The sequence below is a fragment of the Streptomyces sp. NPDC037203 genome (assembly GCF_055605065.1).
Genome location: NZ_JBVJUC010000017.1, coordinates 52,833 through 79,366 on the forward strand (window position 1 = coordinate 52,833; position 26,534 = coordinate 79,366).

Genomic DNA, 26,534 nt, shown 5'->3' on the forward strand with positions numbered 1-26,534 from the left:
GTCAGGAGCCCGTGCCACTCTCTTTCACGTGAACGACCTCGGAAACCACGGAGGTCGGGAGCGAGGAGAGGTGCCCGGAGTGGCTGATCGGGGACCAGCGAGCACGCCTCAAGGTCGGATCCTCAGGGGTCCACGCAGGTTCGAATCCTGCCCTCTCCGCACCACACGGCACGCCGCTCACCGAGAACCACACGGAGAGCGGCGTGCCGACGCCGTCCAGTCGCCGAAGCGCGCCGCCCGCAGCCACGGGACTGACGGGACTGAGAAATCGGCATCCTCCGCGAGCGGCTCGGCCTGTAGTCCTCGGGCCGCCTACGACCTTCCCGACGGGCCGGTCCCGTCAGTCCCGTGGCGCGTGCGCGCCCATGTCCATGCCGTTCATCCCGAGGCCGCCGCTATCTCCGCGGTGCGGCCCTTCTGCGACCGCAGAGTCTTGGCTCCGACCTTGCCCGGCTCGATGGTGCGAGGGTCGACCGCCTCGCCCGGAGCTCCTACCGAGTACGGGCCCTGAGGCTCCTTGTCACGGTCGTGGGGCAGCAGGAAGAACGCACGGCGGGCGAAGAGACCGGAGTCGGGGTCGCTGGCGGCGCCCGGATGGAGGTTGGTGTAGCCGATGAGGCGGCCGTCACGCGAGTAGCGGGGCTTGCCCTTGCGGGTGGGGACCTTGTCCAGGGCCTGCCGGACGTAGTCGAGGTCTTCGGGGTCCTCCAGCCAGACCACTTCGCTCTCGTCGGTGAGCTGGCTGTCTTGCAGCATCGAGCTCATGGCCGCGGACCCTCCTGTCCCGTGGGCCGGCCTCTGGCCGGTTCGTGCGGCACGCTCACCGCTGGTCGTCTGGTCCGGGCCATTATCGCAAGAGTCCTGACCGGGTTGCCGCCGGACTCCACCCGTGCCGTCATGGGCCGGGCTCCGTCGCGGCGTCGGCCAGGAGGGCCAGGCCGGGATAGAGCTTGCGGTCGTTGTTTTTGATCATCTCTGCCGGGGAGGCCAGGCCGAGCTCCTGGCGGATCCGGCTGGCAAAGGCACGACTCGTGGCCGGGCGGATCCCCTCTTCCGAGCACCAGCGTCCGTACGACGCGTAGAGGAGCTTCTGCTCGACCCGCAACTCGGGATTGGGCTGGCCGCCCTCGCCCTTGGTGCAGCGCTCGGCGATGAACCGGCCGATGTGGTCCTCGGTCTTCTCGTAGGCCTCGGTGGCCAGCCGTACGCTGGCCGGTCCGTGCAGCGGGTCCCTGGTGGCCAGGTAGTGCTGGGCGCCCTGGATGAGCCAGTGCAGGATGCCGGGGCCTTCGTCACGGACGAGTTCCTGAGCGAGGTTGTCGATCTTGAGCTCATCGGGGACCTTCCGCTCGAACGGGATGATCCTCATGCGGCGCCAGAACGCGTAGCCGCCGGTGCCGACTTCGGGCCGGTGGTTGCCCAGGAGCCACAGCTTGTGGGTCGGCCGGAAGGTGAAGAAGTCCTGGCGCATGCGGCGGGCGGTGATGGTGTCGCCACCCGTCAGGAGCTTGACGCGGGCCTCGTTGAACTTGTCGTTGGGCTTGAGCTCGGAGCACACGACGATGCGCCGGCCGTGCAGCTCGGTCAGCTCGGTGCTGTGCTCGGTGAACTTTCCCTTCTCCATCAGGAAGCCGGGCGGCGCCGCGTTGGCGTAGTCCCCGAGGATCTGCATCATCACCTCGAGCAACACGGACTTGCCGTTGGCACCGGACCCGTAGAGGAACGGCAGGATCTGCGCGCCCACGTCCCCGGTGACGGAGTAGCCCAGCAGCAGGTGCAGGAACGCGATCGTCTCCCGCCCCTTGGCGTCGTCGCCGAAGGTGTCGCGCAGGAAGCTGTGCCATCGGGGCAGCGGCATGTCCTCCGGTCCGACCGTGGTGGCACGCGAGTGCATGTCCGCCAGCGGGTCGGGTTTGCGCAACTCACCGGTGCGCAGGTCGACGACTCCCCCCGGCGTGCACAAAGCGTAGATGTCGCCGTCCATGGAGTCCGGATCGAGACTGAGTCCCGGCGCGGCCTGTGCCTGCTGGAGGAGGGCCTTCACGCCCGCGGTGGACTGGGTGCGACGCCGGTGCGCGGCCAGCTCCCGATTGCTGAAGGTGCCGTGCGGGTCGGTGCGCGGCATCTGCTCGGCCATGTCACCGGCCGCCCACATCGCGCCCTTCTCGCCACCCGTGCGCTTCCACCGGTACTGATCCCACGAGTACCAGCCCAAGCCCTCCACATGGCGGAAGCGATCGCTGTACAGGCGCGCGAACAGCTTGGCGTTGCCCCGGTCGGTCAGCTCGTCCGGCAACAGGCCCGTCGGGGCTCCTCGTCGGCCTCCGTCGCTTCCCGCCTGTGCGGGCACCATCGCCTGGTCTCCAGGCAGACCGAGATCGAGACTCGTCTGCCTGGTCTGCTCGGCGGCCGCCGTGCCCAGGTGCGCCGGCTCGGCACCGCTCATGAGCGTCCCTCGTCCAGGCCCGGCCCAAAGAGCCCTGCGGATGACGGGAGATCAGCACGGCTGCGGTGCTCGTCACAACCTCCGACGCGGAGGACACCGCGGGGTTCTGACGGGCCTGCCGCACACTGGCCGGGCACTAGCGAGTCCTTGTCCTAGCTGTTCTTCTTCGTCTGGGGCAGCAACCCCACGGACACCCTGTCCATCGCGTCGCCATCCGTCTCTCGGGCGGGACCGACGGGGCTGACGGGACTGAAGCTTCCGTTTGCGATCAGAGGCTAGCGCACACCTCGTCCTGGCAGCACCCTCAGCATCCGCGTGTCGAACATTCAGTCCCGTCAGCCCCGCACAGCATGAACCTCGCGGTGGGCGAGAGAGCGCGGCGGACCCGGCATCCTTTCAGTCCCGTTTCAGTCCCGTCCACAAAACCGCAGCTCAGAAGGCTCAACGCTGCCCTGACGGGACTGACGGGACTCAACCTCCTATATATGAGCTACAAAACACGCGTAGTACTACTTACATACGTACGCGCGCATACGCGCGCGCCTGATCGGTATAACTAGCACTGTCAGTCCCGTCAGTCCCGTTTCGTGCCGAGACAAGCCTCTGACCAGGCATTTTGTCTGCGGGACTGAAACGGGACCGAAGCACAGCCTCAGTCCCGTCTGGTCCCGCACCACCGAAAGCCCGCCACGACGATGCCGCTCGACGCCGTCTCAGGCGCGCGTGTGCCACAGCAACCCCTCCCCGGTCTCAGCCACGCTTCCTGTCTTTCCCAGCCCCCGCTGCGGTCACTGGTGGCAACCACCGCAGCGACCCACGACCCTCTCCGAGCGACCGACCCCTTGCGTTTTGACGTTCGGTCGCTGCCTCGGTCGCTGATCAATCCGCAGGTCAGAGTCCGTGTACCTGAGGATCAGCGACTGAAGCGACTGAAGGCTTCTGCATATGGCGACGAACGCAGGCACTCATGAACTGAGTGATATCCCCGAAACTTCAGTCGCTTCAGTCGCTCATTGACTTCGAGAGTGCCTCTGGCCTGGGCTTTCTCCGAGCGACTGAGGTGAGTCTCACCAGCTGTCAACGCCTGGTTGAGTCGCTGGCCTTCAGTCGCTCACCGCAGAAGTCTTCTGCCGGGTCCTGTGGGGCCCCTCCGCGGGTCAGAACCCCGCCCTCGTGGACTGGTACTGCCCGTAGGGGAGGCCGAGGTCGTACGTGGGGACTGCACGTGGTGCGGGCGCGTGGTACCAGGGGCCTTCGCCGGCCCCTGGACCCCGCTCCCCCGCCGCTTCCTGGCGCGGAGCCGTTTCGTCGGGGCGCAGACCGTGCGCGCCAGGAAGCGGCGGGCCGGGGTGGGCGGTTGCTCGGTTCCGGCGTTCCGGAAGGGGGTGGCGCACGGCGCTGAGAGCTGGGGTGCGAGCGGAGTGGTTGTGAACCGGCTGGGCGTCGTAGGCGGGAGCGGTGATGCGTCGAGCGGGGGACGGGTAGTTCCTGACGTCGTGTCGAGTGGTCGCAGACGCAGGCCCTGAGTGGGTTGGCAGAGACCCCGACGGCGGTGCTGCTTGCCCAAGTAAGAGAGCGCGGCCGCCAAACGCGGTTTGACCTGCATAGACACCCTTGACGACCACGATCGTGAGAACTGGCAGGCAGTTCTCACGATCGTGGAGGGCGTTCCCAGGAACTGAGTGCCCAGATCCTGTGACCCGATACCCGGTTCCTAGGAACGTCCTAGATTGACGTGGAGTACATGAGGAGAGCCCGAAAGCCGGGGTTTCTGGCGTCGTACGACATGAGCGTGGAGGCAGACGACACGTCCCTCAGGCGGACTTGATTGACGTCGCGTTCATGTACGTTAGGTTCATCTGGTCGGCCTCGCAGCCACCCCTCGTGAACCGGTAGTCAACCTCTCGCTCGGAGGGCTCATTGGGAGCAGTACGCAGGCTGGTCGACGCCGATACAGGCGAGCCGGTCCCCTATGCGCCGTACGCCTTCTCCGGTCGTCATACACAGGTAGACAAGGCACGGGTAGAGGCGATCACCGAGTCCAAGGCGTTCACACCCAGTCAGAAGTTCCTCGTCCTGTGGTGGATCGGAGTCTCCCCCGAGGGGATGGAACCGCTGCGGGCCACCGGTGCGGACATCGCCAAGCGGGTAGGTATGTCCGCCGACGCCGTCGGCAAGATCAACAGGAAGCTGGTAAAGCATCGCATCCTGGTTGTCCGAGGTCGCGTCGGGAACTACAACTTCTACCGGATCAGCCCCTACATCGCGTTCCATGGAACGGGGCTCGAACAACGTGAAGCAGTGAAGACGTGCAACCCGCCGGACATTCCCGGATTCGATGACCAAATCCCTGCACGGTGGGAGGCCCAGTGAACAGCAGCGACGACAAGCAGCAGAACCTCGAGTTGCTCGAAAAGACCGCAGGCATGACAGCGAATCAGCGACTCGTCGTCATGCTCTACGCGCTCCACCCGACCGACCGCTCCGGAGCGGTCCTCGAGACCGCCGCCAACCTGGCGGAGCTGGTCGGGATGGCAGCCCCCGTCTTCTCCCGCACCCGCAAGCAGGTCATCGAAGCCGGCTGGCTTGAGGAGACCGGGAGGATCGGCCACATCAGGTACTACCGGCTCGACCCCAAGCGTCTCGGCGAGCACGTCGTCATCCCTCTCCGACGCGCGACATGACGTCCTGCGGACCGCACCTCATTGACGTGACGTACATGAGGTGCGGTCCGCAGGACGTGTTCCTTCACCATCCGGCAATCACCCCGGCGCCCAGCTCCGCGTCGGGGTGTCGCCGAGGGTGCCCGCGGGCCCGTAAGCATTCATCCAGCGTGGACCGCCTGGCTGTCCCTGTGCTTGATCAGCAGATCCAGCATCTTGTCGAACTCCTGCGGCGGCATCTTGTGGATCAGGAAGTACGCCGCGTCCGTGCCGTTCTCGTAGGGGAACCTCTTCGGCTGTGATCCCCCCGCACCAGCCGTCGTATCGGCGGCTGTGGCCTGGACCGGCACCGTCGTGGGAGGAGCCTCCTCGGCCCCGTCGGCAGCCCCAGCGTCTTCCCTGCCCGCCGGCTTGGGAACCACCGACCGATCGGTGACGCCCGGCTCCGCCGATGCCGATGCCGATGCCGATGCCGGAGCCTGTGCCGGAGCCTGTGCTGGGGCTGGAGCTGGAGCTGGGGCTGAGGCTGAGGCTGGAACGGAGTCCGCGCCCCGCACACTGTCGGACGTGCCCTCCGCCCGTGCCCTCTGCGGCGCCTCGGTGATTACGCCGTAATCACCACCGCGAGGCTCCGAGACGCCCTCTGCCACTCCCCCGGCGGGTTGCTCGCGCTGAGTCTTCGCCGCGCGAGACCTCTCCTCCTCCCGGCGGAGCCGGTCCGCCTTCAGCTCCCGCAAGGCCGCCTCCTGCTCGTCGGCCGGCTTGTTGCCGACCGCGCGCAGCAGGTCGATGGGCTCCTCCCCGACGAGGGCCTGGAGCTCGGGTGTCAGATTGAGCAGGGCGAGACGCTGTGACACCCAGCCCTGCGAGCGGTGCAGGCGCTTGGCCAGGGCTCGCTGACTCCCGTGGATGGCCAGCAGCCTCTGGAGAGCGCGCGCTTCGTCGATCTCCTCCAGGTCCTGACGGTGGATGTTGGCGACCAGAGCGGATTCGAGGAGTTCCTCGGAGGTGGCTCCCTGGTCGTCGCTGACCATCACCTTGATGGTGGCGAGTCCGGCTTCGCGGGCGGCGGCGAGGCGGCTGCTGCCGTCCACGACGACATGAGTGGTGTCCGGCTCAAGGGCGGCTTCTTGCCCGGGGTTGGCTTTGACGTAGGCATCACGGTTCATGACCGTGATCGCCTGCTTCTGCCCGTGGGTCTTCAGGCTGCCGACAAGATCGGTGAGATCCCCGAGAGCGGAGCGCGGGTTGTCGGGGTTGGGGCTGATGCGGTGGACGGGAAGCTCCGTGGGGGCTGCGACGCCTTCGGTGGGAACCCCGGTCGCGGCGGCCACGGCCTGGCGGCGGGCGCTGATGGGGCGCACTCCCCCGCCGAAACGGCCACTGCCCAGCTGGTCGGCCTTGCTCACAGGACCTCCTTCGCCAGGGCCCGCATCCCCACGGCCTGCTGCGATTTGGGCGCGTAGGACAGGAGGGGCTTCTTCACCCGGACGGCTTCCTTCTGCTCCTTCAGGTCACCGATGAGGCCGACGACGCGCGGATCCTTTATGTCCACCCACCCCTGGAGCGACGAGGTGGCGATGTAGCCGCGGCGGGAGTCGTAGAGGTTCACGACGATGCCGAGGTAGTCGATGTCGACCTTGAGGTCGCCGCGAAGGTCGTCGATCTGGGTGGTGAGCAGCTCGTAGGCATCCGCGGAACTGTCCTCGGCCTGGACGACGATCAACGCGCCGGACTGGCCGGGCTTCTCCCCGTCACGGCGTCGGCCGTAGTAGGCGGCGGCATCCATGCTCAGGCCGAGGCTGGGCGGGCAGTCGACGATGATTACGTCGTAATCAGCTTCCAGTGGCGCGAGAGCCCGTTCGAGCGCGGCCTCGCGGGCGCGTACGGCGGACAGGCGTACGTCGAGGAGGAAGGCGTCGTTGCAGGCGGGCAGAAGGTGAAGCCTGCCGCCGAAGTTGTCCTCGTCGATGGAGACGATGAGGTCGCGGAGGTCGCCCTTGGGGTCCCCCGCCATGTGGTTGGTGAGGCTGTCGCCGTTCATGGGCAGCGGCGTGGCGCCCAGTTGATTGGTGAGGTGACACTGCGGGTCGAAGTCGACGAGCAGCACCTTCAGGCCCGGACCGGGAAGGTTCTCGATGTCGAGCGGGTCGTCCAGCGGCGGCATGTCGCCTGACTGGGTCTCACTGTCCCGCAGGGCCTTGGTGAGCGCCTTGGCGACCCGTACGGGGTGCAAGGCTTCGGAGTCCTCGGCCAGCGCCTCTCCCAGCCCTGCGGTGATCGCGGTCTTGCCGACCCCGCCCTTCTGGTTGCAGACGATGATCCGGCGGGTGATCTCGGGCCGTTCGACTTCCGGCGCGGGATTGGCGTCGAGCCAGAGCTGGACGGACTGGGCAAGCCCCTGGATGAGCGAGACTCGTCGGTCCGTCGCGATCTGCCTGAACTCCTCCCACTGCCCGGAAGGCAGGAAGGTGGAGAAGGAGTCGGCGCCGGAGGTATCGATGGTTGCGGCGGTGGAGGCCAGTCGGCACCAGTCCGTGATGCCCTGCTCGACTGCGACCTGGATTTCGACGCCGTACTGAGCGGCTCTGACTTTGAGGCTCTGCCGGAGCCAGCCCGGCAGTTTGGAGACGACCTTCTCGCGATCGTTGGCTGGCGAACTCATGAAGACACCATACTAACGCGCGTGATCATCTACCTCACCGACACGTTAGTTAAGCCTCTTTGTTACCGCGTCAGCTCCGGCGCGAGGTGATTACGCCGTAATCACCGGTCCGCCCTCTCCGCCCATCCTTGGCTGCGGAGCGGAGTGATTACGGCGTAATCATCACGCACCACACCGGAGGAAGCGCCGCAACCGAGGCGCCCTCGGCATGGCGCGCCACCGGGTCCCCCGGCGCTCTCACCGGTCGGGTGATTACGCCGTAATCACCCGGCGCCGGCTCTCGGCGCCCGTCTTCACCGTCCTGCCTCTGCCGGAGACGTCTGGCGGCGCTCAGTGCGATGTGATGGCCGACTTCCAGGTCCCGCTGAACAGGTCGGCCACCAGGGCGCGGGCGTACGTCTCGTCGGTGTCGGGCACGGAGAAGACGGTGCGGAAGTAGAGCGGGGCGACGATCTGATCGAGCAGCCGCTCCAGTGGGGGAGGTGTCTCGCCCCGATCGCGGGAGGCTTCGAGGATCGTGTCGAGGCCGGCCGTGGCGCGCCGCAGACACTCCCGCAGGCCGCTGCGGCGCTCGTCGATGTCGGGGGAGACCTCTGCCCGGAAGAACGCGATCCCGCCGGGCCGGGTCAGATCGGCCAGTGTCCGGATCGCGTAGGCCTCCAGGTCTGTGCGGAGGTCGCCGCTGGAGGAAGGCGGGGCGGCGGATCCGCGCAGGGCGGCCACCTCGGCGAGCAGGGCCTGCAGCGTGCCCCAGCGCCGGTAGATGGTGGTGGCGTTGACCCCGGCGCGTTCGGCCACTGCGGGGATCGTCAGCTGGGTCACGGCGCGTTCACCGGCCAGGTCGATGACGGCTTGGTGGACGGCCGCCTGGACGCGGGCGCTGCGGCCGCCGGGACGCTTGGCGGGGGGTTCGGCATTCACGTATCCGAGACTAACGCAGATCAGATTGCTTTTAGCGGGCAAGGCGCACTAGTCTGCGTTAAAGCAAATCACTCTGCTTTAGCTGGCCGCGCTCAGCCGGGCTATCGCTCGCACTCCGAAGGGGACTGCCATGACCACCACCGCCCACGACCTCGGCCGGCGCTTCCACGCCGCACTCACCTCCGCCGACTGGTCGGCCATCCGGTCCCTGCTCCACGACGACGCCACGTGGACCCTGCCGGGCGACAACACCATCAGCGGCACCGCCGTCGGCGCGGACGCCGTGGTCGAGCGCGCTCAGAAGATCGCCTCGTACGGGCTGTCCTTCGAGCTGCTGCACATCCTGGTCAGCCGCGAGAACATGGCCCTGTCGCTGCACAACACCGCCCAGCGCCCGGATGCGATCCTCGACGAGTACCTGTCCACCGTCTGCCGCCTGCAGGACGGCAAGATCGCCGAAATCGAGACCTACCTGTCCGACGTTCCCGGCATGAACGCCTTCTTCGTCTGACGCCAACTCAGGATCCCGATGCCTGCCGGGGGAGTGCTCGGGTGATTACGCCGTAATCACCCGACACCGGCTCCCGCCCACCCGCTCTCCTCCGCCCTGAGTGATTACGCCGTAATCACTCGCCCCCACCCCCCGCACCTCCATGTGCGATCCACAGGCGACACCTCGTCCGATTCAATGAGCGCTTTGGATAGGGTGTCTCTCGGAGGTGAGCCCTGTGGCCACTGAGGACCAACTGTTCAGCGCGGTGGATGCGCTGCTTGAGCAAGTCGCCCAGGACGCGCTCCCGAGCCCCGCCGAGCGCAAGCGCCTGCGAGAGGCCGCCGGGCTCAGCCAGGCCCAGGTGGCGTCCGCACTGAAGACCCGCCGGGAAACGGTCGCGAGCTGGGAATCCGGCAGGAACGAACCCCGCCCGCCGCAACGCGCCGCCTACGCCCGCCTGCTGGAGAAGCTGGCCGAGCGCTTCCCGACCCCCGACGAGGCACCCGCCCCGGAGCCGGAGTCATTCCCCGCGCCGGTCTCCGTTCCCGCCCCGGCCGCGCCCGTCCCGGCCCCCGCTCCCGCCCCGGCGCCCGTGACGACGACCCCGACCTCGGCCGTACGACCGGCGTCCGCCGCGAGGCCGGCCACCTCCTCCCAGCGCCCCGGCGTGCAGAAGGCGGCGAAGGGGTCGGTGAAGGGGCCCGCCACCACGGCAGCCGCCGACGGCCGGTTCGAGAACGGCCCGCTGGCCGTGGTCGACGTCGACGACGACGGCCAGGTCGCCGCGTACTGCGTCGGCGGCCTGGTCCTGGACGTGCCCGCCAAGTCCCTGCCCGCGCTGGTCGACTGGACGCTGACCGAGGCCAAGCTCGGCCAGGCCCGGCTGCACCGGCACGGCAAGGACGCCGACCCGGTCCTCGTCCTCACCTCCGCCGCGCTGGAGCGCTACGGCCTGCCCGCCGAACTGTCGCCTGAGGACCGGCGCGCCGGACGGCTGCCGGCCGACCACAAGGTGATCAAGCAGATCGCCAGGGCAGGGCAGCAGCTCACCCGGCGCGGATTCGGCGCGTGGGCGCGTGTCTTCCGCGAGCCGGAGGGCTCCCGGCGCCGCTGCGTGCAGCTGTGCATCCCGGCCTGGGGCGCGCTGCCCATCGACGAGTGGGACAACAAGAACGACCCCCGGTTGCCCACCATGCACGCCGCGGAACTGGCCCGCTTCCTCGGCACGTACGCGGACCGGGTGATGACGCCGCGCGGCACCACGGCGGTCACCGGCCTGGAGCTGATGACGGCGCTGCGCCCCCCCACCCGCGCGGAGCGGGACGAGGCCACCGGAGAGTTCAAACCGGCGCCGAACGACGACGCGCTCACCCGGCTCTACGACGTGGTGGAGTGCGAAATCCCCGACGAGCACCCGAAGTTGAGGGGAAGGTACGCCCGGCACCACCAGCGCACCCCGGCCGAGATGCTGATGGAGGAGCCCTACAACTGGTGCCGGCAGCTGACCGATGACGAGTGCATGCGGCCGTACCTGGTCGCCATCGACGTCAACATGGCCTTCGCCGCCGCCGCGAACGGCCTCACCGTCGGCCTGAACGGCCCCACCCACCTGACCGGCAGCCCCCGGTTCGACCCGGCGCTGCCCGGCTCGTGGCTGGTCGACCTCTCCCACGTCGACCTCTCCCGCGTCCAGGTCAACGGCCGCTCTGTCGACGCCGACCGGCTCCCCTCGCCGTTCACACCGACCGGCGACCGCCCCGACGGTCCGGCCTGGTACGCCACCCCGACCGTCGCCTACGCACAGGAACTGGGCTTCGACGTCGCCCCGATCGAGGCGTACGTGCGCACCCGGACCGGGCGCTACCTTGACCCCTGGTACAAGCGGCTGCGCGACGCCTACGTCACGACGATGGCGGACCTCGGCGTCACCACCGACATGGGCGGAAGCGAGTTCCTGGACGCCATGGCCCGCTCCAGGGACGCCGACCCGGCCCTGCTCCTCGTCCTGAAGGCCATCAAGGCCACGGCGAAGGGCGGGATCGGCAAACTGCGGCAGCGCAACCGCGGCCAGGTGCCGTACTACGAGCCGTGGCCCGCCCTGGAACGCCCCACCTGGCGTCCCGACATCCGGGCGGCCGTCCTGGCCGGCGTCCGCATCAGCATGCACCGCAAGATGATGAAGACCGCGGCCGCGGCCGGCGTCTATCCCGTCGCGATCGGCACCGACGCCCTCGTCTACCCTTCACCCGGCCCCTCCCCGCTGGACTTCCTGCCGCACACGGCCGAAGGCAAGCCCGCGCCGGGCTCGTTCCGGCTCGGCGTCTCACCCGGCATGGTCAAGCACCAGGGCACCCGGACCGTGCTGTGGGCAGAGCAGCAATTCGAGGAGCACGGCGGCGTCTTCAACATCGCCAACCTCGTCAAGACCGACCCGACCGCCGGGGAAGGCGAGTAACCCATGGTGGACTCGATCGGAGACGGCCTGGACCGCGCGCTGGAGTCGGCATTCACCCGCCGCCCCCCGCAGAGCGCCCAGGCGCAGATGAAGTACCTCGTCAAGCAGCTCAAGGGCACCAGAGCCGTCGCCCGGCTTCTGGGGATCTCCCAGCGCACCGTGGAACGGTACGTGGCCGGCCAGCTCAAACGACCCCGCCGCGAGCTGCGCGACCGCATAGAGCGTGAGGTCCACAAGCGCTGGCAGCCCCAGGTACGCGCCAGGGCCCGCAGAAGGGCGGCCACCACCGACGGCCTGGTCGTCTCCACCCGCGCCCGGTTCGGATTCACCGCGGCGCCGGGCACCACCGACGACGCCCGTATCCGCGACATCATCCAGGCCCTGCCGCCCGAGTTCGCCGCCCGGCTGTTCACCGCCCGCGAGCAGGGCGCCACCGAACACCAGCTCCAGCAGATCGCGGCCGACGGCCTCGCCCAGATGTACTTCCGCGCCAACGACACCCGCGCCCACGGCCTGGGCGTGGAATTCACCGACATCGAACAGATCGAGATCCAGCTGTAGCGGCCCAGTTCTACGAGGGGGAGGGGAAACAGGCGCGCAGGCGGTCCACCGCGTCCAGGTGCGGCTCGCGGACGACGTAGCGGGTGATCCCCCAACGGCGTCGGTGCTCGTCCAGCGCGGCCGCGATCTCCCGTGCCGTGCCCACCCACGCATAGGGCGAGGCGAGCACATCGGCCGGGGAGCAGTTCAGCTGCCCGGCCAGGCGGTGGGCCGCGGCCTCGGCGTCGTCGGTGACCTCCACCATCTGGACCAGTGCTTCGCGCGCCGGGGCGGTGGACCGGCCGGCGGCGCCCTGCTCGATCAGGTCGATCTGGCGGTCGATGTCCGCGGCGTTCCAGCGCGGCTCGTGCATGTGGCCGTCGGGCAGGGTGCGGCCCAGCCCGCTCAGGGCCACGACGTCCGCGTGCGCCCCCGCCCAGCGCAGCAGCGTGGTGTTGCCGCCCCCGAAGGTGAAGGGCACATCGCCCCGGACCGGGCGCGGACCGGTGAGCCGGGCCTGGCGGGCGCGCACCTCGGGGCCGTCGAGGGTGACGGTCTCGCCCGCGAGGAGCGCGCGGCAGGCTTCGGCCACGACCTGGAAGCGCCGGACGCGCCCGGCCACGTCCGGCCGCCGGCCGCCCAGCATCTCCCACTCGGCCGGGGTGTGGCCCGCGCCCAGGGCCAGGCGCGCGCGTCCGCCCGAGACGAGGTCCAGGGTCGCGACGTCCGACGCCAGCAGCAGCGGCTCGCGCACCCCCGCGTGGGAGACGTAGGAGCCCAGGCCGAGGCATTCGGTGACCGCTGCCGCGGCGGCCAGCGCGACGAAGGGGGAGGCGGCGGTGCCCGGATGGTCGGCGGCGAGCAGCGCGTCGTACCCCCCTGCCTCGACGCGCCGGGCCAGCGCGGTCCAGGAGGCGGCGTCCCGCGGCTGGGCCTGTACGGAAATGGTCGGTGACCGCATGCCAGGAGACTAGGGTGACGTCCCGCCGGACGGGACGGTTTCGCCAGGCGCGCAAAGACCGTCCTCCGGCACTGTGTGCGAGGCGCCGTGCCGGGCGAGCATGGTCAGCACCGCTTGGTCGACCGCGTCGGCGACGGCGGTGTCGTCGGGCTCCCAGCGTGCGAGCAGCATCCGCGGCCAGAACACGTAGTTGGAGATCATCCCGAGGAATTGGGTCGCCGCCATCTCCGCATCGTCGATCCGGGCCGTACCCGCGGCGTTCTCCGCTTGCAGGTGGCGGCGGACCGATTCGAAGTAGGGCATCTTGCCGAGCTTGAACTGGGTCTCGCCGAGGTCGGGGAAGCGCGGCACCTCGGCGATGACGATGCGGAAGAGGGCGGCCATGCCGGGCTGGGTGAGAAGGGCCACGTACCGGCGTCCGATGGCCTCAAGCCCGGCGCGGAGGTTCCCCGGCCGGGGGAGGGGCGCCTCCTTGTCGTCGACCTTCCAGTATTCGGTGACGATCGCCTCGAAGAGGGCCGCCTTGGTGGTGAACTGCTTGAACAGCGTCGCCCTCGACACTCCGGCCGCCTCGGCGATGCGGGCCAGACCGTCGTCGTCACCGGCGGCAGCGGGGGGATGGGCAGCAGTCATGCGCGGGGCTACCACGCCGAGGGGGCGAACGTCGTCATCGCCGGCCGCGACGACGACGCCGGCCGCGATCTCGCCGCTCGGCTCGGCCGGCGGGCTCTGTCCATCCGCCTGGATGTCACCAGCGAGGACGACTGGGCGGCACTGGTGCGAGAAGTCGAAGGCCACTTCGGACCGGTCGCCATCCTGGTGAACAACGCGGGAGTCCAGAACCCGGCGGCCCCCATCGAGCACACCGAACTCCGCGTCTGGGAGCACACCTTCAGCGTCAACGTGACCGGCCAGTTCCTCGGCATCAGGGCCGTTGCTCCGTCGATGCGCAGGGGCGGTGGCGGAACCGTCGTCAACATCGCCTCGACCATGGCCCACGTCGGCACGGCCTTCTACGCCCCCTACACCGCCAGCAAGTGGGCCGTGCGCGGGCTGACCAAGACGGCCCCGCACTCCAACCCGCCCCCGACATCGCAGCGTGAGCCGGTGCCGCGGTACGGAGCGGGCAGTCGCGGGCGCCCATCTCGGTCAAGCCGAAGCGGACTTGACGGTGCCCGAGCCGTCGTCGTTCGCCACGATGCCGTGCAGAAGCAGGTCGATGAGTCTGGTGGCCAGGTCGCGCCGCTCCTCGCTGGCGGCCATGAGGCTGATCCCGCCGAGGGCCATCAGCACGTCCCGGGCATCGACACCCGGCCGCGCCCCTGACCGGCCCTCAAGGGCGGTGAGCAGGTGGGTGAGGGCGTCGGCGAGCAGGGACCGGGTGTGCAGCTTCTCGGTGTCGTCGGTCAACACCACGGCCAGCGCGTCGGCCATGCCCTGCTTGGCGGCCATGAAGTCGATGAAGCGCTCCATCCAGGTCCGCAGCGCGTCCACCGGTGGCTGTGCGGCCGTGAGGTGCGGTGCCGCCTCGCACAGCCGCTGCACTTCCTGTCGGTAGACCGCCTCGATCAGCAGTTCCTTGGACGGGAACCGGCGGTAGAGCGTGCCGACGCCGACGCCGGCCGCACGGGCGATGTCCTTGACCGAGGCGCCCGCGCCGTCCCGGACGAACGCGACCGCCGCTGCTTCCAGCAGCCGGTCCTCGTTGCGCTGCGCGTCGGCGCGCAGGGCCCTGCGGGGCCGTACTGCGTCCCCCTCGCGGCCGGTCATTCCCGGCTCCCTTCCTGGCAGGCTTGCAAGCGGAACCAGTTCCGCTTACTCTCGGAACCGAACCGGAACCAGTTCCGGATAGAGCCTACGACGCCCCCCTGCCTCCGCGCCATCGGCCGTGCACTCGATCCCCCATTCCACCGGCCTTCCGGGAGAGCCGCATGAACGACCACCTCGTCACGACCCCGTTCGGCGCGCAGACGACCGCCGCCGAGGTGCTCGCCGGTATCGACCTCAGGGGCCGGCGCGCCATCGTCACCGGAGCAGGCTCCGGCATCGGGCGCGAGACCGCGCGTGTCCTGGCCGCCGCCGGCGCCGAGGTGACCATCGGCGTCCGTGACCTGGCGGCGGGCGAACAGACCGCCGAGGAGATCGCCCCGGCGAGTGGTCCGGGAACGGTGCGCGCCGCGCTGCTCGACCTCGCCGACCAGTCCTCGGTGCGCGCCTTCGTGGCGGCATGGCGAGGGCCGCTGCACATCCTGGTCCTCAACGCCGGCGTGATGGCGTCGCCGCTCCAGCGGACGAAGGAGGGCTGGGAAATGCAGTTCGCCACCAACCACCTCGGCCACTTCGCTCTCGCGACCGGCCTGCACGGCGCCCTGTCAGCAGCCCGTGGCGCACGCGTGGTCGCCGTCAGCTCGGTCGGCCACGTCAACGGCGACGTCCTCTTCGACGACATCAACTTCGAGCAGCGCCCCTACGACCCGTGGGCGGCCTACAGCCAGTCCAAGACCGCCAACGTCCTGTTCGCGGTCGAGGCGGCCCGCCGCTGGGCGTCCGACCTGATCGCCGTCAACGCCCTCAATCCGGGCCGCATCACCAGCACCCGGCTCGGCCGCCACCTCGGGGACATCTCCAACGGCCCGGCTTCCTTCGACCCCACCAGCACCGACGTGTCCTGGAAGACCATCGAGCAGGGCGCGGCAACCTCGGTGCTCCTCGCGGCCTCCCCCCTGGTCGAGGGCGTGACCGGCCGGTACTTCGAGGACTGCAACGAGGCCGGCCCGCACTCGCCCGGTGTGCGCCGGGGCGTGGCCGCCCACGCCGTGGACCCTCGGAACGCGGCCCGCCTGTGGCAGGCCTCCCAGGACATGCTGGTGGCCGCCGCGACGACCGCCTGACGGCGCAACGACCGTCGGCGGCTTGCTACTTGGCCGAACCGTGCCCTCGTATGAGCAAGGCACCTGGCTTGTCACAGCCGCTCACTCAGCGGCTTTTCCGGTCACCGGTCTCGCGAGGAACGGCCAGCCGGGTGCGCAGCCGCTGGCGCTCGCCCTGCGGTCCGAACATGATCAGGTACTCGACCGGACCGCTGGGACCGGAGTTCACCACCCCGTGCGGGGTACGGGTGTCGAACTCGGCGACGTCCCCGGCGGTCAGGACGAGGTCGTGGTCGCCGAGTGCCAGCCACAGCCGTCCGTACAGGACACACAGCCACTCGTACCCGTCATGGGAGACCTGGCGTGGCCGCGTGGGCGTGCCGTCGAGGGCGGGCAGGACGTGCTTGTGGGCGTGCAGGCCGCCGACGTAACGGGTCAGGGGCAGCACCGCCTTGCCGTCGCCGAAGCTCAGCGGCGCCGCAGCGGGTGGTTGGGCCGCGGGGGCGGGGGCCGTGCCGGCCAGCTCGTCCAGCGAGACGCCGTACTCCTTCGACAGCCGCAGCAGCATCTCCAGGGTGGGCCTGCGCCGGCCGGTCTCGATCCGGGACAGCACGCTGGTCGAGATGCCGGTCGCGCGGCTGACACCGGCGAGGGTCGCCCCGTGGCGGTCGCGCACGGCCCGCAAGCGGGGCCCCATCGCGGCCAGGGCGCCCTCCACGTCGTCGATCGCCACCGCACGCTCCTTGTCCGCCGCGCCCCTCCACCTCTTCGTCCTGCAAGGTTGCCAGTATGGCAAGGCTGATCGCGCCGGACCGGTGCCGCGCCGCATGATCGATGGGCAGCCGCGCCACCGCGAACCGAGGAGAAGCCCCATGCGTCCCGAGCCGACCGCCGAAGCCCGCCATCGCACCGTCGACGCCCCGGCCGGACGCCTCCACCTGGTCGAACAGGGCAGCGGGCCGCTGGTGCTGCTCGTGCACGGTTTCCCGGAGTCCTGGCACTCCTGGCGCCATCAGCTGCCCGTCCTCGCCGCGGCCGGCTACCGGGCGGTGGCGATCGACGTGCGCGGCTACGGCCGTTCCTCCAAGCCCGCCGCCGCGGACGCCTACCGGCTGACCGAACTCGTCGCGGACAACGTCGCGGTGGTGCGCGCGCTCGGCGAGGAGTCCGCGGTGGTCGTCGGCCACGACTGGGGCTCCCAGATCGCCGCCACCTCCGCCCTGCTCCACCCCGAGGTCTTCCGCGCCGTCGGCCTGCTGAGCGTCCCCTACGCGCCGCCCGGCGGCCCCCGCCCCACCGACGTCTTCGGCCGGCTCGGCGGCCCCGAGCAGGAGTTCTACGTCTCCTACTTCCAGGAGCCCGGCCGAGCCGAGGCGGAGATCGAGCCCGACGTCAGGGGCTGGCTCGCGGGCTTCTACGCAGCCCTGTCCGCCGACACCATGCCCACCTGTGACGAGCCCGACCCGCACTTCGTCACCCGCGGCGGCGGCCGGCTGCGCGACCGCTTCCCCACGGCAGTCCTCCCGGCCTGGCTGAGCCAGGACGACCTCGACGTCTACGCCGGGGAGTTCGAGCGCACGGGGATCACCGGCGCCCTCAACCGCTACCGCACCATGGACCGCGACTGGGAAGACCTCGCCCCCTACCGCGGAGCCCCGATCAAGCAGCCGTCCCTGTTCGCCGGAGGCGCGCTGGACGCCTCCACCACCTGGATGTCCGACGCCATCGACGCCTACCCCACCACCCTCCCCGGCCTCTCGGCCTCCCACCTCCTGGACGGCTGCGGCCACTGGATCCAGCAGGAGCGCCCCGACGAGATCAACCGCCTGCTGACCGACTGGCTCGCCACCCTCCAGCACTGAACCAGGCAGCCCCCGGGAGCAGCGGTCCGCGCACGAGCTCGCCCGCTGCCACGAGAGGCCGCCCCTGACCGATCACCAGGGCACGGGTGTTCCGTCCCAGGAGAAGAAGCCGCCGGTGGGGCCGTCGTCCGGCAGCAGCGCCAGGCGGAGCGCACCCCGTGCGGCCTCGGCCGGGTCGCCGCCCGCCGCGGCGGCCCGGGCATTGAGATCGGTGGCCCGCAGGCCGGGGGCGAGCGCGTTGACCTTGAAGCCGTCCTCGGCCAGCGCCTGGGCGTAGAGGACGGTGAGCGCGTTGAGGGCGGCCTTGGACGACCGGTAGGCGGCGGCGCCGCTTCCCGGACTGAACTGGGGGTTGGGGGCGGTGCTCCAGGCCAGCGACGCCGTGCCACTGGAGACGTTGACGACGCGCGGGCGCGGCGACCGGCGCAGGACGGGCAGGAAGGCATTGGTCACCGCCACCACCCCGAACACATTGGTCTCGTAGGTGCGCCGGTACTCCTCGACGCCGGTGTCGGTCGGCGAGGCGAGTGACGGCGAGATGCCGGCGTTGTTGACCAGCACGTCCAAGCGGTCCACCTGAGCCGCGGCCTGTCCGATGCCGTCGGGATCCGTCACGTCGAGGACCAGCAGGCGGGCCCCGGCCCCGATCTCCTCGACGGCCCGCTGCCCGCGCTCGGGGTCGCGGGAGCCCACGTACACGGTGAAACCCTCGGCCGCGAGGAGCCGGGCGATATGCTTTCCGATGCCCTTGTTGGCACCGGTGACCAGAGCTGTGCGTTCGTTCATGGCAACCACGCTTCCCTGGTCGTGGGCGCCCTGCCAGGGACAGCCTGTACCAGGCAGGAGATCAGGCGGGGGAGGAGGCGACATGGCGCGGCAAGAGCTGGCCCACTACCTGCGGGATCGCCGGGCGGCCCTGCGTCCGCAGGAGATCGGCCTGGCGGCGACGGGCACCGACCGCCGCACACCGGGCCTGCGCCGCGAAGAGGTGGCGGAACTCGCCCACATGTCGGTCGACTACTACACGCGGCTGGAGCAGGCCAGGGGGCCGCGGCCATCCGCCCGGATCCTGGACGCGCTGGCCCGCGCGCTGCGGCTCACGCCGGCCGAGCGCAGCCATCTGTTCCGGCTGGCGGGTTCGACCGCGCCGCCCGGCATCAGCGCCGAGCGGCGGGTGCGCCCGCACGTGGCCCGGATGCTGGAGCGGCTGCCGGACACCGGTGCCATCGTCACGGACGCGGCCTACGACGTCGTCGCCTGGAACCCCCTGGCCCGCGCACTGCTCGGCACCGACCCCGGAGGCGGGACGACGAACCTGGCCCGCCGCCGCTTCCTGGGCCAGGGACGGACGTACGAGAGCTCCAGCGCCGAGGAATTCGGGCACATCGCGGTGGCGCGGCTGCGCCGGGCCGCGGACCGCTACCCGCATGACCCGCGGCTGGCCGCGCTGCTGGCCGAACTGCACGCCGGCAGCGAGGAGTTCCGGCAGATCTGGGAGACGCGTCCGGTCCACGCCCCCGGACACCGCACCAAGACCCTGGACCATCCGGAGGCCGGTGCGCTGCGGTTGAACTGCGACGTCCTGCTCGTGCCCGAGGACGACCAGGAGGTCGTCCTGATGACGGCCGACCCCGGATCACCTGCCGTACGGGCCCTGCGCGGGCTGGCCGCGCAGGCGACCTGAACGAAGGCTGCGCCTCGGGGTTCTCGTCCGTGGTCCCGGCCAGGGCTCAGCGGAGCAGCAGGTCGCGGATCACCTCCGTGATCTCGTCGGGCGCCTCCTCGGCCATGAAGTGCCCCGCAGTGGTCAGCCGGTGGTCCAGATCCGGCGCCCAGGCGTGCCAGACCGACGCGGCGTCGTAGCCCAGTCGGGCGCCCCAGTCCTGCTGGACGACCGTCACGGGCATCGCCAGCTGGGAGCCGGCGTCCTGGTCCGCCTGGTCGTGTGTGACGTCGATGCCCGCCGAGGCCCGGTAGTCCGCGACGATCGACGGCACGGCCGCGGCACTGGCCCGCACGTACGCGGACCGGACCGGTTCCGGCACGGCGGCCGGATCACCGGACCAGGCGTCGAGGAAGGAACCGAAGAACGCGTCCGCGCTGTTGGTGATCATCGTCTCCGGCAGGCCCGGCGGCTGCGCCATGAGGAACAGGTGGTAGCCGACCGCCGCCGGGACGCCGTGCAGGACGTTCCACATGTCCAGGGTCGGTACGACGTCGAGGATGCCCAGGTGCGTGAGCGTCTCGGGATGGTCCAGCCCCGCCCGGAACGCGACCAGGGCGCCCCGGTCGTGGCCGACCAGGGCGATGCGCTCATGGCCGAGCGCCGCCGCCAGGGCGACGACATCGGCGGCCATGGTGCGCTTGGAGTACACCTCGGGGCCGGTGGCCGCCGGTTTGTCACTGGCGCCGTAGCCGCGCAGGTCGGGGCAGATCACCGTGTGCTCGCCGGCGAGCCGCTCGGCGACGTGCCGCCACATCAGGTGGGTCTGGGGGAAGCCGTGCAGCAGCACGACCGGGCTGCCCTGGCCGCCGACGGCCGCCGCCAGCTCCACTCCGCCGGCGCCGGGCAGACGGACGTAGTCGAAACCGGGGATGGTGAGAGTCATGAAGGGTCCGTTCCTGGGGTCGGGGGACCGGCGAACGCCTTGGTCCGGGCAGTGACGGAGTCAGCGTGGGCGACGGCGATCAGCAGCCGATCAGTACGCTTCGACGCCGCGGGCCCGCGGCACGGAAGATGGAGGGCATGCGAATCGACGTCCTCGGTGCCGTCCGGGCTCTGCACGACGACGGCACCCCGGTCGACCTGGGCGGACCCCGCCACCGCGAGGTCCTCGCCCGGCTTGTCGCCGCCGGGGGACGGATGGTCGCCACCGACACCCTCGTGGCGGACCTGTGGGCCGAGCCCCCGGTGCGGGCCGTGGGCGCGTTGCGTACGTTCGTCGCCGCGCTGCGCCGCGCCGTCGAACCCGGCCGGCCGCCCCGCACCCCGCCGCGCGTCCTCGTCACGGAAGGACCCGGCTACGCGCTGCGCCTGCCGCGCGACAGCGTGGACGTCCACCGGTTCGAGGACGCCCTGGCCCGCGCCCGGCGCACCCCCGACGCGCTGACCGACCTCGACGCGGCCCTCGCGACCTGGCGCGGCCCGGCCTACGCCGACGTGACCGGCTCCGCGTGGGCCCAGCGCGAACGGGCCCGACTGGAGGAGCTGAGGCTGGAGGGGGTGGAACTGCGCGCCCGTCTGCTGCTCGACTCCGGTTCCGGAGCCGAGCTGGTCGCCGAACTCGGCGCCCACGTCACCGAACACCCCTGGCGTGAACCGGCCTGGGGGCTGCTGGCCCGCGCGCTGTACCGGGCCGGCCGCCAGGCGGACGCACTGGCCACCCTGCGCCGCGCCCGCACCATGCTCGTGGACCGGCTCGGGCTCGACCCCGGCGCCGACCTCCGGCGCCTGGAGACGGACATCCTCCGCGGAGCCGCGACCCTCCAGCCCACGGCCTCCGTGTGGACCGCAGGCGTACGACTCGGCCCGCGCACCACCGTCGAACTGGCCCGGACTCTCGCCCTGGCGGGTGGTGACGCCCTCATCCACTCGCGACGCGACCGCCTCGCCGCCGTCCAGGCGGCGGAGCGCACCGGAGACACCACCCTGACCGCCCGCGTCATCGGCGCCTACGACGTGCCCGCCCTGTGGAGCCGGGCCGACGACCCCGAGCAGTCCCGCGCCGTCGTCGCGGCGGCCGAACGCACACTCACCGCGCTCGGCACCGGCGGCCCTCCCGAACTGCGCGCCCGCCTGCTGGCCACCGTGGCGGTCGAAAGCCGCAGCGCCGATCTGTCCGCCATCGAGCAGAGGCGCGCCGGGCAGGCGGCACGCGAGGCCGAGGCGCTCGCTCGGGACCTGGGCGATCCGGCCCTGCTGGCGTTCGCCCTCAACGGCGTGTTCCTCCAGTCCTTCACCCGGCCCGGACGCGCGGCGGCACGGGACGCGATCGGCGCGGAGATCCTCGATCTGGCCACCCGCCACGACCTGCCGGATTTCGTCGTGCTCGGCCGCCTCATCCGCCTCCAGTCCGCCTCAGCCCTCGGCGACCTCGACACCGCGGCCGCACACGCCGAGGCCGCCGAGCAGCTCGCCGTCAGCACCGAAGCCTCCGACGTCCCCGTGCTCACCGACTGGTTCCGGGCCCGCGTCACGGCCGCGCGCAGCACCGAACCGGGCGGGCCGACCGCCGCCACGGCCGCGGCGCACTACCGCGCCGCCGAACACGCCCTCGCCGAGACCGCGGGCATGCCGGGTCTGCACCGCGGCCTGTTCGCCCTCGCCCTCCTGGGCCTGCGCCTCCTGCACGGACGTCCCGCGCCCACCGATCCCGCCCTCGACTGGGGCCCGTACCGCCCCTGGGCGCGCCCCTTGGTGCTGCTCGCCCAGCACCGTGACGAAGAGGCCCGTACGGCCCTGACCATGGCGCCCGAACCGCCACCCGACCACATGCAGGAAGCACTCTGGTGCCTGACCGCCCACGCCGCCGCCCGCCTCGGCGAGCGCCCCATCGCCGCCCGCGCGGCGACGGCCCTGCGCGACGCCCGCACCGAACAGGCAGGCGGGGCCAGCGGGATGCTGACCCTGGGGCCGGTGGCGCGGTACCTGGCGGAGGCGGAGGCGTGCGCCGGCGGACATTGACCAGGCCACCGCCCTCGACGCCGGCTCCCGTCGTCCGCCGGGCCGGTCGACAGCCGATCACCTGGGGGCCGAACTCGTCACCGATGCCTTCGAACCGCTCTCGCTGCCCGGTCAGGCGCCGGAGACCGGGTGGCCGGCCCGGGCGAACTGCTCGACGATGGCGGAGCAGAAGGCCGGCAGGTCCGCGGGGGAGCGGCTGGACGTGAACTGGCCGTCGATGACGACCTCCTCGTCGACGACCTCGGCTCCCGCGTGACGCAGATCCGTGCGGATGCTCGGCCACGAGGTGAGTCGGCGTCCGCGCACGACATCGGCCTCCACCAGGGTCCACGGGCCGTGGCAGATCGTGGCCACGGGCTTCCCCGAGTCCACGAAGGCCCTGACGAAGCCGACGGCGTCCTTGTCGACGCGGAGTTGGTCCGGGTTCATGGTGCCGCCGGGCAGCAGCAGGGCGTCGTAGTCGCCGGCGGAGGCGTCCGAGACGAGCCGGTCGACGGGGAAGGTCCCTGCGGGGTTCAGGTCCCACTGGCGGGCCTGGATTTCTCCGGGATGGATGGAGAGGACCTCTGTCTCCGCCCCGGCGCCGTGCAGGGCGCCACGCGGTTGTTCGAGCTCGACGCGCTCGACGCCGTCGGCCGCCAGGATCGCGACCTTCCGGCCGCGCAGTTCGTGTGTCATCGCGCTCATCCCTTCAGTGAGAGGCTGGCGAGGGCTGCCGCTCGGCCGCAGCGCACACGCGAGACGTGCCGCGCCACGGGCTTGGCGGGTCCGCCGTCGGCCGGGTCCGCCGTCCGCCCTGCCGGGCCTCGCGCCGTTTGCCGGCTGACCTGTCCCGGTGAAGCGGACGGACGGCGGACCAGGATCTCTTACCGCTTGTGGCCGTTGCCGTGTCCGTCGGGATGCAGGACGACCTTCGTCCAGCCCTCGTCACGCGCGTCGAAGTGCTCGTAGGCGGTGGGGGCTTCGTCCAGGCCGAGTTCATGGGAGACGACGAAGCTCGGCTTCGCCTTCCCGCCGGCGATCAGGTCCCGCAGCGCCCGGTTGTACCTCTTCACCGGCGCCTGCCCGGTTCCCATGTGCTGGCCCTTGAACCACATCATGCCGAAGTCGATCGGCACCTTGCCGTGAGCTTCCAGCTCGCCCTGGGCCTTCGCGCCGCCGGGGTCCTCGGGCAGGAAGACGCCCACCACACCGATGTCGCCGGTGAACCTGACCGTGTCGATCAGGCCGTTGAGGGTCAGGCTGGCGTCCTCGTGACCCTGGGGGTCGTGCGCCTGGTAACCGACGCATTCACAGCCGTTGTCGGCGCCCAGGCCGAGGGTGGCCTCCTTGACGACCTCCGCCGGGTCCTGCTCGGCGGTGTTGATCGGTATGGCCCCGATCTCCTCCGCCTTGCGCAGCCGGTCGGGCTGGTGGTCGGCCGTCCAGACGCGCCCTGCGCCCTTGAGGAGGGCGGAGTAGGTCGCCATCAGCCCGACGGGACCGGCCCCGAAGACGATGGTCTGGTCGCCCGGTTTGACGTGGGCCATCTCGGTGGCGTGGTAGCCGGTGGGGAAGATGTCCGCGAGCATCACGTAGTCGGACTGCCGCTCGGCGGCGTCCTCCCCCAGACGCAGCGCGTTGAAGTCGCCGTAGGGCACCCGCAGCAGTTCCGCCTGGCCACCCTGGTAGGGGCCCATGTCGGCGAATCCGTAGGCGGCTCCGGCGAGATCAGGTTGCGGTTGCATGGTCAGGCAGTAGTTGGTCAGACCCCGCTCGCACTGCTTGCAGAAGCCACAGGCGATGTTGAAGGGCAGGACCACGTACTCGCCCACCTGCACCTTGCGGACGGCCGAGCCGACCTCCACGACCTGGCCCAGGTTCTCGTGCCCCAGGGTGCGGCCGGACTCGAAGGAGGTGCGGCCCTCGTACATGTGCAGGTCCGAACCGCAGATGTTGGTGGTGGTTATCTTGACGATGATGTCGCAGGGGTGCTCGATCTTCGCGTCCGGTACGTCCTTCACCGTGACCGTGCGCGGTCCTTCGTATACAGCTGCTTTCATGATTACTTCCCTTGATGTCGCGTCATGACCGCAGCACGGCGATGACGAGAGGGCACAGAAGCCCGACTCCCGTACGCTGCAGGACGGGGTTGTGGCCTGGCACGCCTCTACGGGCCGCTCACCCGGATCGGGTGGAAACGGTGGTATCGCCGCCGGCCCGTCAGGCAGAGATGCGGCGCTCCGGCGACGTACCGTGCGGGTCCCCGTCGTCTGTCGGCGCGAAACAGCCACGCACCGATCGATCGGGCCGCTCAGGCGATGCCTCGTTCACCGGCACCGGCACCGGCACCGGCATCGACCCCGGTATCGGTTCACTTCGTGGGCTGGTCCCCGTTGTCGTCGTGGAGCATGTCCCGACGTTCCTGTTCGCGCTTGGAGAAGGCGGCTGCCCGGATCGCCTCCGCGCTCTCGAAGCCGGACCCCAGCGCCCCGCCCACGGTGGCGATCGAGGTGACGAGCCAGGCCAGTGTCCAGTACTCCCTGGCGTGCAGCGGGGTTCGCGTCATGGAAGCGAACACGCGGTCGTTGAGAATGAACAGCGCCGACACCAGATTGACGACGATCAAGCCTCCGTAGCAGACGACCACCCCGAGACCCACGGTCATGACCGTCGAGGCGTTGTAGAGGCTCGTCCTCTTCTTCTCCTCCGGCGAGGCGTCCGTCGGTCGATGCCACAGGTGCGCATCCACGATCAGCCAGCTGATCATCAGCGCGACGGATCCCACCATGGCGATCACGAGGCGCACAGTGCTCAGGGCCCCGGACAGGCTCCAGATGGTGGAGTTCACGGTGGCGATGGCTCCCGTGGCGAGTGCGGCCGCCAGGGCTTTCGACAGACCCGGCACCAACCGCCACGGCCGGTTGGCGCGGACCATACCGCCGAGCACCCTCAGGTAACCGCGCGGCCCGCTGACGACGTACCGGACATCAGCGGCCTCCTCCGCACCGATCGGGCCCGGATGAACAGGGGCGAGGCGACTGACGAAACGTCCCAGCGGCTGACGCCGCGGAGTTTCCCCGGCCCCGGTGGCTCGCGGACCCGCCAAGCTGAGCACGGTTTCCTCCACCGCCCGCATGGCTCTCGTCTGAAGACGCAGGCCCCCCAGCGGAGGGAGGGACAGCAACGCCAAGCCGTCTTCATGACTCAGGTCCAATACGAGCTTGTTCCCGTGTGTGTGCAGCGGAAGGTCGGTGAGGGCCACGACGATGTCCCAGTTCTCCGCACGCCCGCGGTCCCTGATCCGGCACATCAACGTGGACAGGTCCTCGGTCCCCGCGGTGAAGGGCTCACTGACCACCCGCACATCGAACCGCCGCCCCTGGCCCGCCTTCCTGGCGAGCCGAGCGGGAAGTGTCCGAGCCATGTGCCGCGCGATCTCCGTCGGCGCGTCCGGATCCGCCAGGAGAGCAACGACCGTAACGCTCTGCGACGACACCCGCATCACCGGACCCTTCTCATCGGCTGCCCCGGCGATCACCAGTGCCCACAGGATGCCTTCGAGACAACCCCGCCGCCCCATGACACGCTGGCCGTCGGCAGGGGTGTGGGTGAAGGTGGAAGGTGTGGTCGGCCACGGGTATGACTACCCGTCAGTGCCGGAACAGGGGGCCTGGACGACCGTCCTTCGAGGCTGCATCGAGGCGGGCAAGCGCGCGGTCAGCGGCCCATTCGGCGCTGACCGTCGAATCGAAGCAGCACCCGCACCAGACGAAGCACTCCGGCCACCGCGCCGAGCAGGGCACCGCCTACCACCACGCCCTTCGCCGCCGAACCGGAGAGACCGAGGACCAGGGCAAGAGTCCAGGCGACAGCAAAGATCATCCCGGCCAGCACGGCGGCGGTCATCAGGGCGAAGACGATCTCCACCGTCATCGCGTCCTTTTCCCGCCGCGACTCACGCCCCATGTCCATGCCGGAAGTCTTCCACCACG

23 protein-coding genes and 3 pseudogenes are annotated in these 26,534 nt (G+C 70.5%); 11 read left to right on the top strand and 15 right to left on the bottom strand.

The window, feature by feature from the left end; translation table 11 throughout:
* Window positions 1-64: 64 nt before the first annotated feature.
* Window positions 65-159, top strand: a pseudogene (locus tag ACZ7EC_RS31295).
* 219 nt (window positions 160-378) lie between these two features.
* Here the strand turns inward: ACZ7EC_RS31295 and ACZ7EC_RS31300 are convergent.
* Window positions 379-765, bottom strand: a complete 387-nt coding sequence (locus ACZ7EC_RS31300) for a DUF6009 family protein (protein ID WP_011113174.1) — start codon at window positions 763-765, stop codon at window positions 379-381.
* Window positions 766-895: 130 nt separating this feature from the next.
* Window positions 896-2,446 (bottom strand): DNA primase family protein, encoded by a 1,551-nt coding sequence (locus ACZ7EC_RS31305; RefSeq protein WP_471068110.1) that lies wholly within the window; start codon window positions 2,444-2,446, stop codon window positions 896-898.
* A 1,920-nt stretch (window positions 2,447-4,366) separates the two neighbouring features.
* Here ACZ7EC_RS31305 and ACZ7EC_RS31310 point away from each other — a divergent pair.
* Complete coding sequence (locus tag ACZ7EC_RS31310; protein WP_011113176.1) at window positions 4,367-4,819, top strand: helix-turn-helix domain-containing protein; 453 nt, start codon at window positions 4,367-4,369, stop codon at window positions 4,817-4,819.
* Window positions 4,820-4,872: 53 nt separating this feature from the next.
* A complete protein-coding gene (locus tag ACZ7EC_RS31315) occupies window positions 4,873-5,130 on the top strand; it encodes a hypothetical protein (protein WP_051850404.1) in 258 nt (85 codons plus the stop codon).
* Window positions 5,131-5,270: 140 nt separating this feature from the next.
* On the opposite strand, the gene ACZ7EC_RS31320 is transcribed toward ACZ7EC_RS31315, so the two are convergent.
* From ACZ7EC_RS31320 to ACZ7EC_RS31330, 3 genes are all read right to left on the bottom strand, one after another.
* Entirely contained in the window at window positions 5,271-6,518 is a 1,248-nt protein-coding gene (locus ACZ7EC_RS31320; protein WP_471068112.1) for a ParB/RepB/Spo0J family partition protein, read from the bottom strand.
* Window positions 6,515-7,774 (bottom strand): ParA family protein, encoded by a 1,260-nt coding sequence (locus tag ACZ7EC_RS31325; protein WP_011113179.1) that lies wholly within the window; start codon window positions 7,772-7,774, stop codon window positions 6,515-6,517. The genes ACZ7EC_RS31320 and ACZ7EC_RS31325 overlap by 4 nt, the downstream gene beginning before the upstream one ends.
* A gap of 330 nt (window positions 7,775-8,104) precedes the next feature.
* Window positions 8,105-8,695: a TetR/AcrR family transcriptional regulator gene (locus tag ACZ7EC_RS31330; RefSeq protein ID WP_471068115.1), complete on the bottom strand. Its 591-nt coding sequence runs from the start codon at window positions 8,693-8,695 to the stop codon at window positions 8,105-8,107.
* A gap of 130 nt (window positions 8,696-8,825) precedes the next feature.
* Between ACZ7EC_RS31330 and ACZ7EC_RS31335 the strand changes: the two genes are divergently transcribed.
* From ACZ7EC_RS31335 to tpg, 3 genes are all read left to right on the top strand, one after another.
* Window positions 8,826-9,206, top strand: a complete 381-nt coding sequence (locus ACZ7EC_RS31335) for a nuclear transport factor 2 family protein (protein WP_471068118.1) — start codon at window positions 8,826-8,828, stop codon at window positions 9,204-9,206.
* Between the two features lie 217 nt (window positions 9,207-9,423).
* Window positions 9,424-11,643, top strand: a complete 2,220-nt coding sequence (tap, locus tag ACZ7EC_RS31340; protein ID WP_471068121.1) for a telomere-associated protein Tap — start codon at window positions 9,424-9,426, stop codon at window positions 11,641-11,643.
* A gap of 3 nt (window positions 11,644-11,646) precedes the next feature.
* The gene (tpg, locus tag ACZ7EC_RS31345; RefSeq protein WP_470565083.1) at window positions 11,647-12,204 is read left to right on the top strand and encodes a telomere-protecting terminal protein Tpg; all 558 of its coding nucleotides are present in this window, start codon (window positions 11,647-11,649) and stop codon (window positions 12,202-12,204) included.
* A 10-nt stretch (window positions 12,205-12,214) separates the two neighbouring features.
* Here the strand turns inward: tpg and ACZ7EC_RS31350 are convergent, their stop codons facing one another.
* Window positions 12,215-13,144 carry an LLM class flavin-dependent oxidoreductase gene (locus tag ACZ7EC_RS31350; protein ID WP_471068124.1) on the bottom strand — a complete coding sequence of 310 codons (930 nt, stop codon included), beginning with the start codon at window positions 13,142-13,144 and terminating at the stop codon, window positions 12,215-12,217.
* Window positions 13,145-13,153: 9 nt separating this feature from the next.
* Window positions 13,154-13,744 (bottom strand): annotated as a pseudogene (locus tag ACZ7EC_RS31355) (TetR/AcrR family transcriptional regulator); the annotation flags it as partial.
* Between the two features lie 18 nt (window positions 13,745-13,762).
* Between ACZ7EC_RS31355 and ACZ7EC_RS31360 the strand changes: the two are divergent.
* Window positions 13,763-14,152 (top strand): annotated as a pseudogene (locus tag ACZ7EC_RS31360) (SDR family NAD(P)-dependent oxidoreductase); the annotation flags it as partial.
* Window positions 14,153-14,293: 141 nt separating this feature from the next.
* On the opposite strand, the gene ACZ7EC_RS31365 reads toward ACZ7EC_RS31360, so the two are convergent.
* Window positions 14,294-14,914 carry a TetR/AcrR family transcriptional regulator gene (locus tag ACZ7EC_RS31365; protein ID WP_471068128.1) on the bottom strand — a complete coding sequence of 207 codons (621 nt, stop codon included), beginning with the start codon at window positions 14,912-14,914 and terminating at the stop codon, window positions 14,294-14,296.
* A gap of 161 nt (window positions 14,915-15,075) precedes the next feature.
* Here ACZ7EC_RS31365 and ACZ7EC_RS31370 point away from each other — a divergent pair, with 161 nt between their 5' ends.
* Window positions 15,076-16,035, top strand: coding sequence for an SDR family NAD(P)-dependent oxidoreductase (locus tag ACZ7EC_RS31370; protein ID WP_471068131.1), 960 nt, complete (start codon window positions 15,076-15,078; stop codon window positions 16,033-16,035).
* Between the two features lie 85 nt (window positions 16,036-16,120).
* Here the strand turns inward: ACZ7EC_RS31370 and ACZ7EC_RS31375 are convergent, their stop codons facing one another.
* On the bottom strand, window positions 16,121-16,747 hold the full coding sequence (locus ACZ7EC_RS31375; protein ID WP_471068133.1) for a helix-turn-helix domain-containing protein: 627 nt from the start codon (window positions 16,745-16,747) through the stop codon (window positions 16,121-16,123).
* A gap of 139 nt (window positions 16,748-16,886) precedes the next feature.
* Between ACZ7EC_RS31375 and ACZ7EC_RS31380 the strand changes: the two genes are divergently transcribed.
* Window positions 16,887-17,876, top strand: a complete 990-nt coding sequence (locus ACZ7EC_RS31380; RefSeq protein WP_471068137.1) for an alpha/beta fold hydrolase — start codon at window positions 16,887-16,889, stop codon at window positions 17,874-17,876.
* A gap of 72 nt (window positions 17,877-17,948) precedes the next feature.
* On the opposite strand, the gene ACZ7EC_RS31385 is transcribed toward ACZ7EC_RS31380, so the two are convergent.
* The gene (locus tag ACZ7EC_RS31385) at window positions 17,949-18,662 is read right to left on the bottom strand and encodes an SDR family oxidoreductase (RefSeq protein ID WP_471068140.1); all 714 of its coding nucleotides are present in this window, start codon (window positions 18,660-18,662) and stop codon (window positions 17,949-17,951) included.
* 82 nt (window positions 18,663-18,744) lie between these two features.
* Between ACZ7EC_RS31385 and ACZ7EC_RS31390 the strand changes: the two genes are divergently transcribed.
* Window positions 18,745-19,560 (top strand): helix-turn-helix transcriptional regulator, encoded by an 816-nt coding sequence (locus tag ACZ7EC_RS31390; RefSeq protein ID WP_471068143.1) that lies wholly within the window; start codon window positions 18,745-18,747, stop codon window positions 19,558-19,560.
* 46 nt (window positions 19,561-19,606) lie between these two features.
* On the opposite strand, the gene ACZ7EC_RS31395 is transcribed toward ACZ7EC_RS31390, so the two are convergent.
* Window positions 19,607-20,485, bottom strand: a complete 879-nt coding sequence (locus ACZ7EC_RS31395) for an alpha/beta fold hydrolase (protein ID WP_471068146.1) — start codon at window positions 20,483-20,485, stop codon at window positions 19,607-19,609.
* Window positions 20,486-20,622: 137 nt separating this feature from the next.
* Between ACZ7EC_RS31395 and ACZ7EC_RS31400 the strand changes: the two genes are divergently transcribed.
* Entirely contained in the window at window positions 20,623-22,560 is a 1,938-nt protein-coding gene (locus ACZ7EC_RS31400) for a BTAD domain-containing putative transcriptional regulator (protein ID WP_471068149.1), read from the top strand.
* Between the two features lie 111 nt (window positions 22,561-22,671).
* Here the strand turns inward: ACZ7EC_RS31400 and ACZ7EC_RS31405 are convergent, their stop codons facing one another.
* The 4 genes from ACZ7EC_RS31405 to ACZ7EC_RS31420 form a co-directional block, all read right to left on the bottom strand.
* The gene (locus ACZ7EC_RS31405) at window positions 22,672-23,238 is read right to left on the bottom strand and encodes a type 1 glutamine amidotransferase domain-containing protein (protein ID WP_471068234.1); all 567 of its coding nucleotides are present in this window, start codon (window positions 23,236-23,238) and stop codon (window positions 22,672-22,674) included.
* Window positions 23,239-23,426: 188 nt separating this feature from the next.
* Entirely contained in the window at window positions 23,427-24,602 is a 1,176-nt protein-coding gene (locus ACZ7EC_RS31410; protein ID WP_471068152.1) for a glutathione-independent formaldehyde dehydrogenase, read from the bottom strand.
* Window positions 24,603-24,913: 311 nt separating this feature from the next.
* A complete protein-coding gene (locus tag ACZ7EC_RS31415; RefSeq protein ID WP_471068237.1) occupies window positions 24,914-26,044 on the bottom strand; it encodes a hypothetical protein in 1,131 nt (376 codons plus the stop codon).
* A gap of 215 nt (window positions 26,045-26,259) precedes the next feature.
* The gene (locus ACZ7EC_RS31420; RefSeq protein ID WP_471068154.1) at window positions 26,260-26,514 is read right to left on the bottom strand and encodes a DUF6332 family protein; all 255 of its coding nucleotides are present in this window, start codon (window positions 26,512-26,514) and stop codon (window positions 26,260-26,262) included.
* Window positions 26,515-26,534 lie beyond the last annotated feature (20 nt).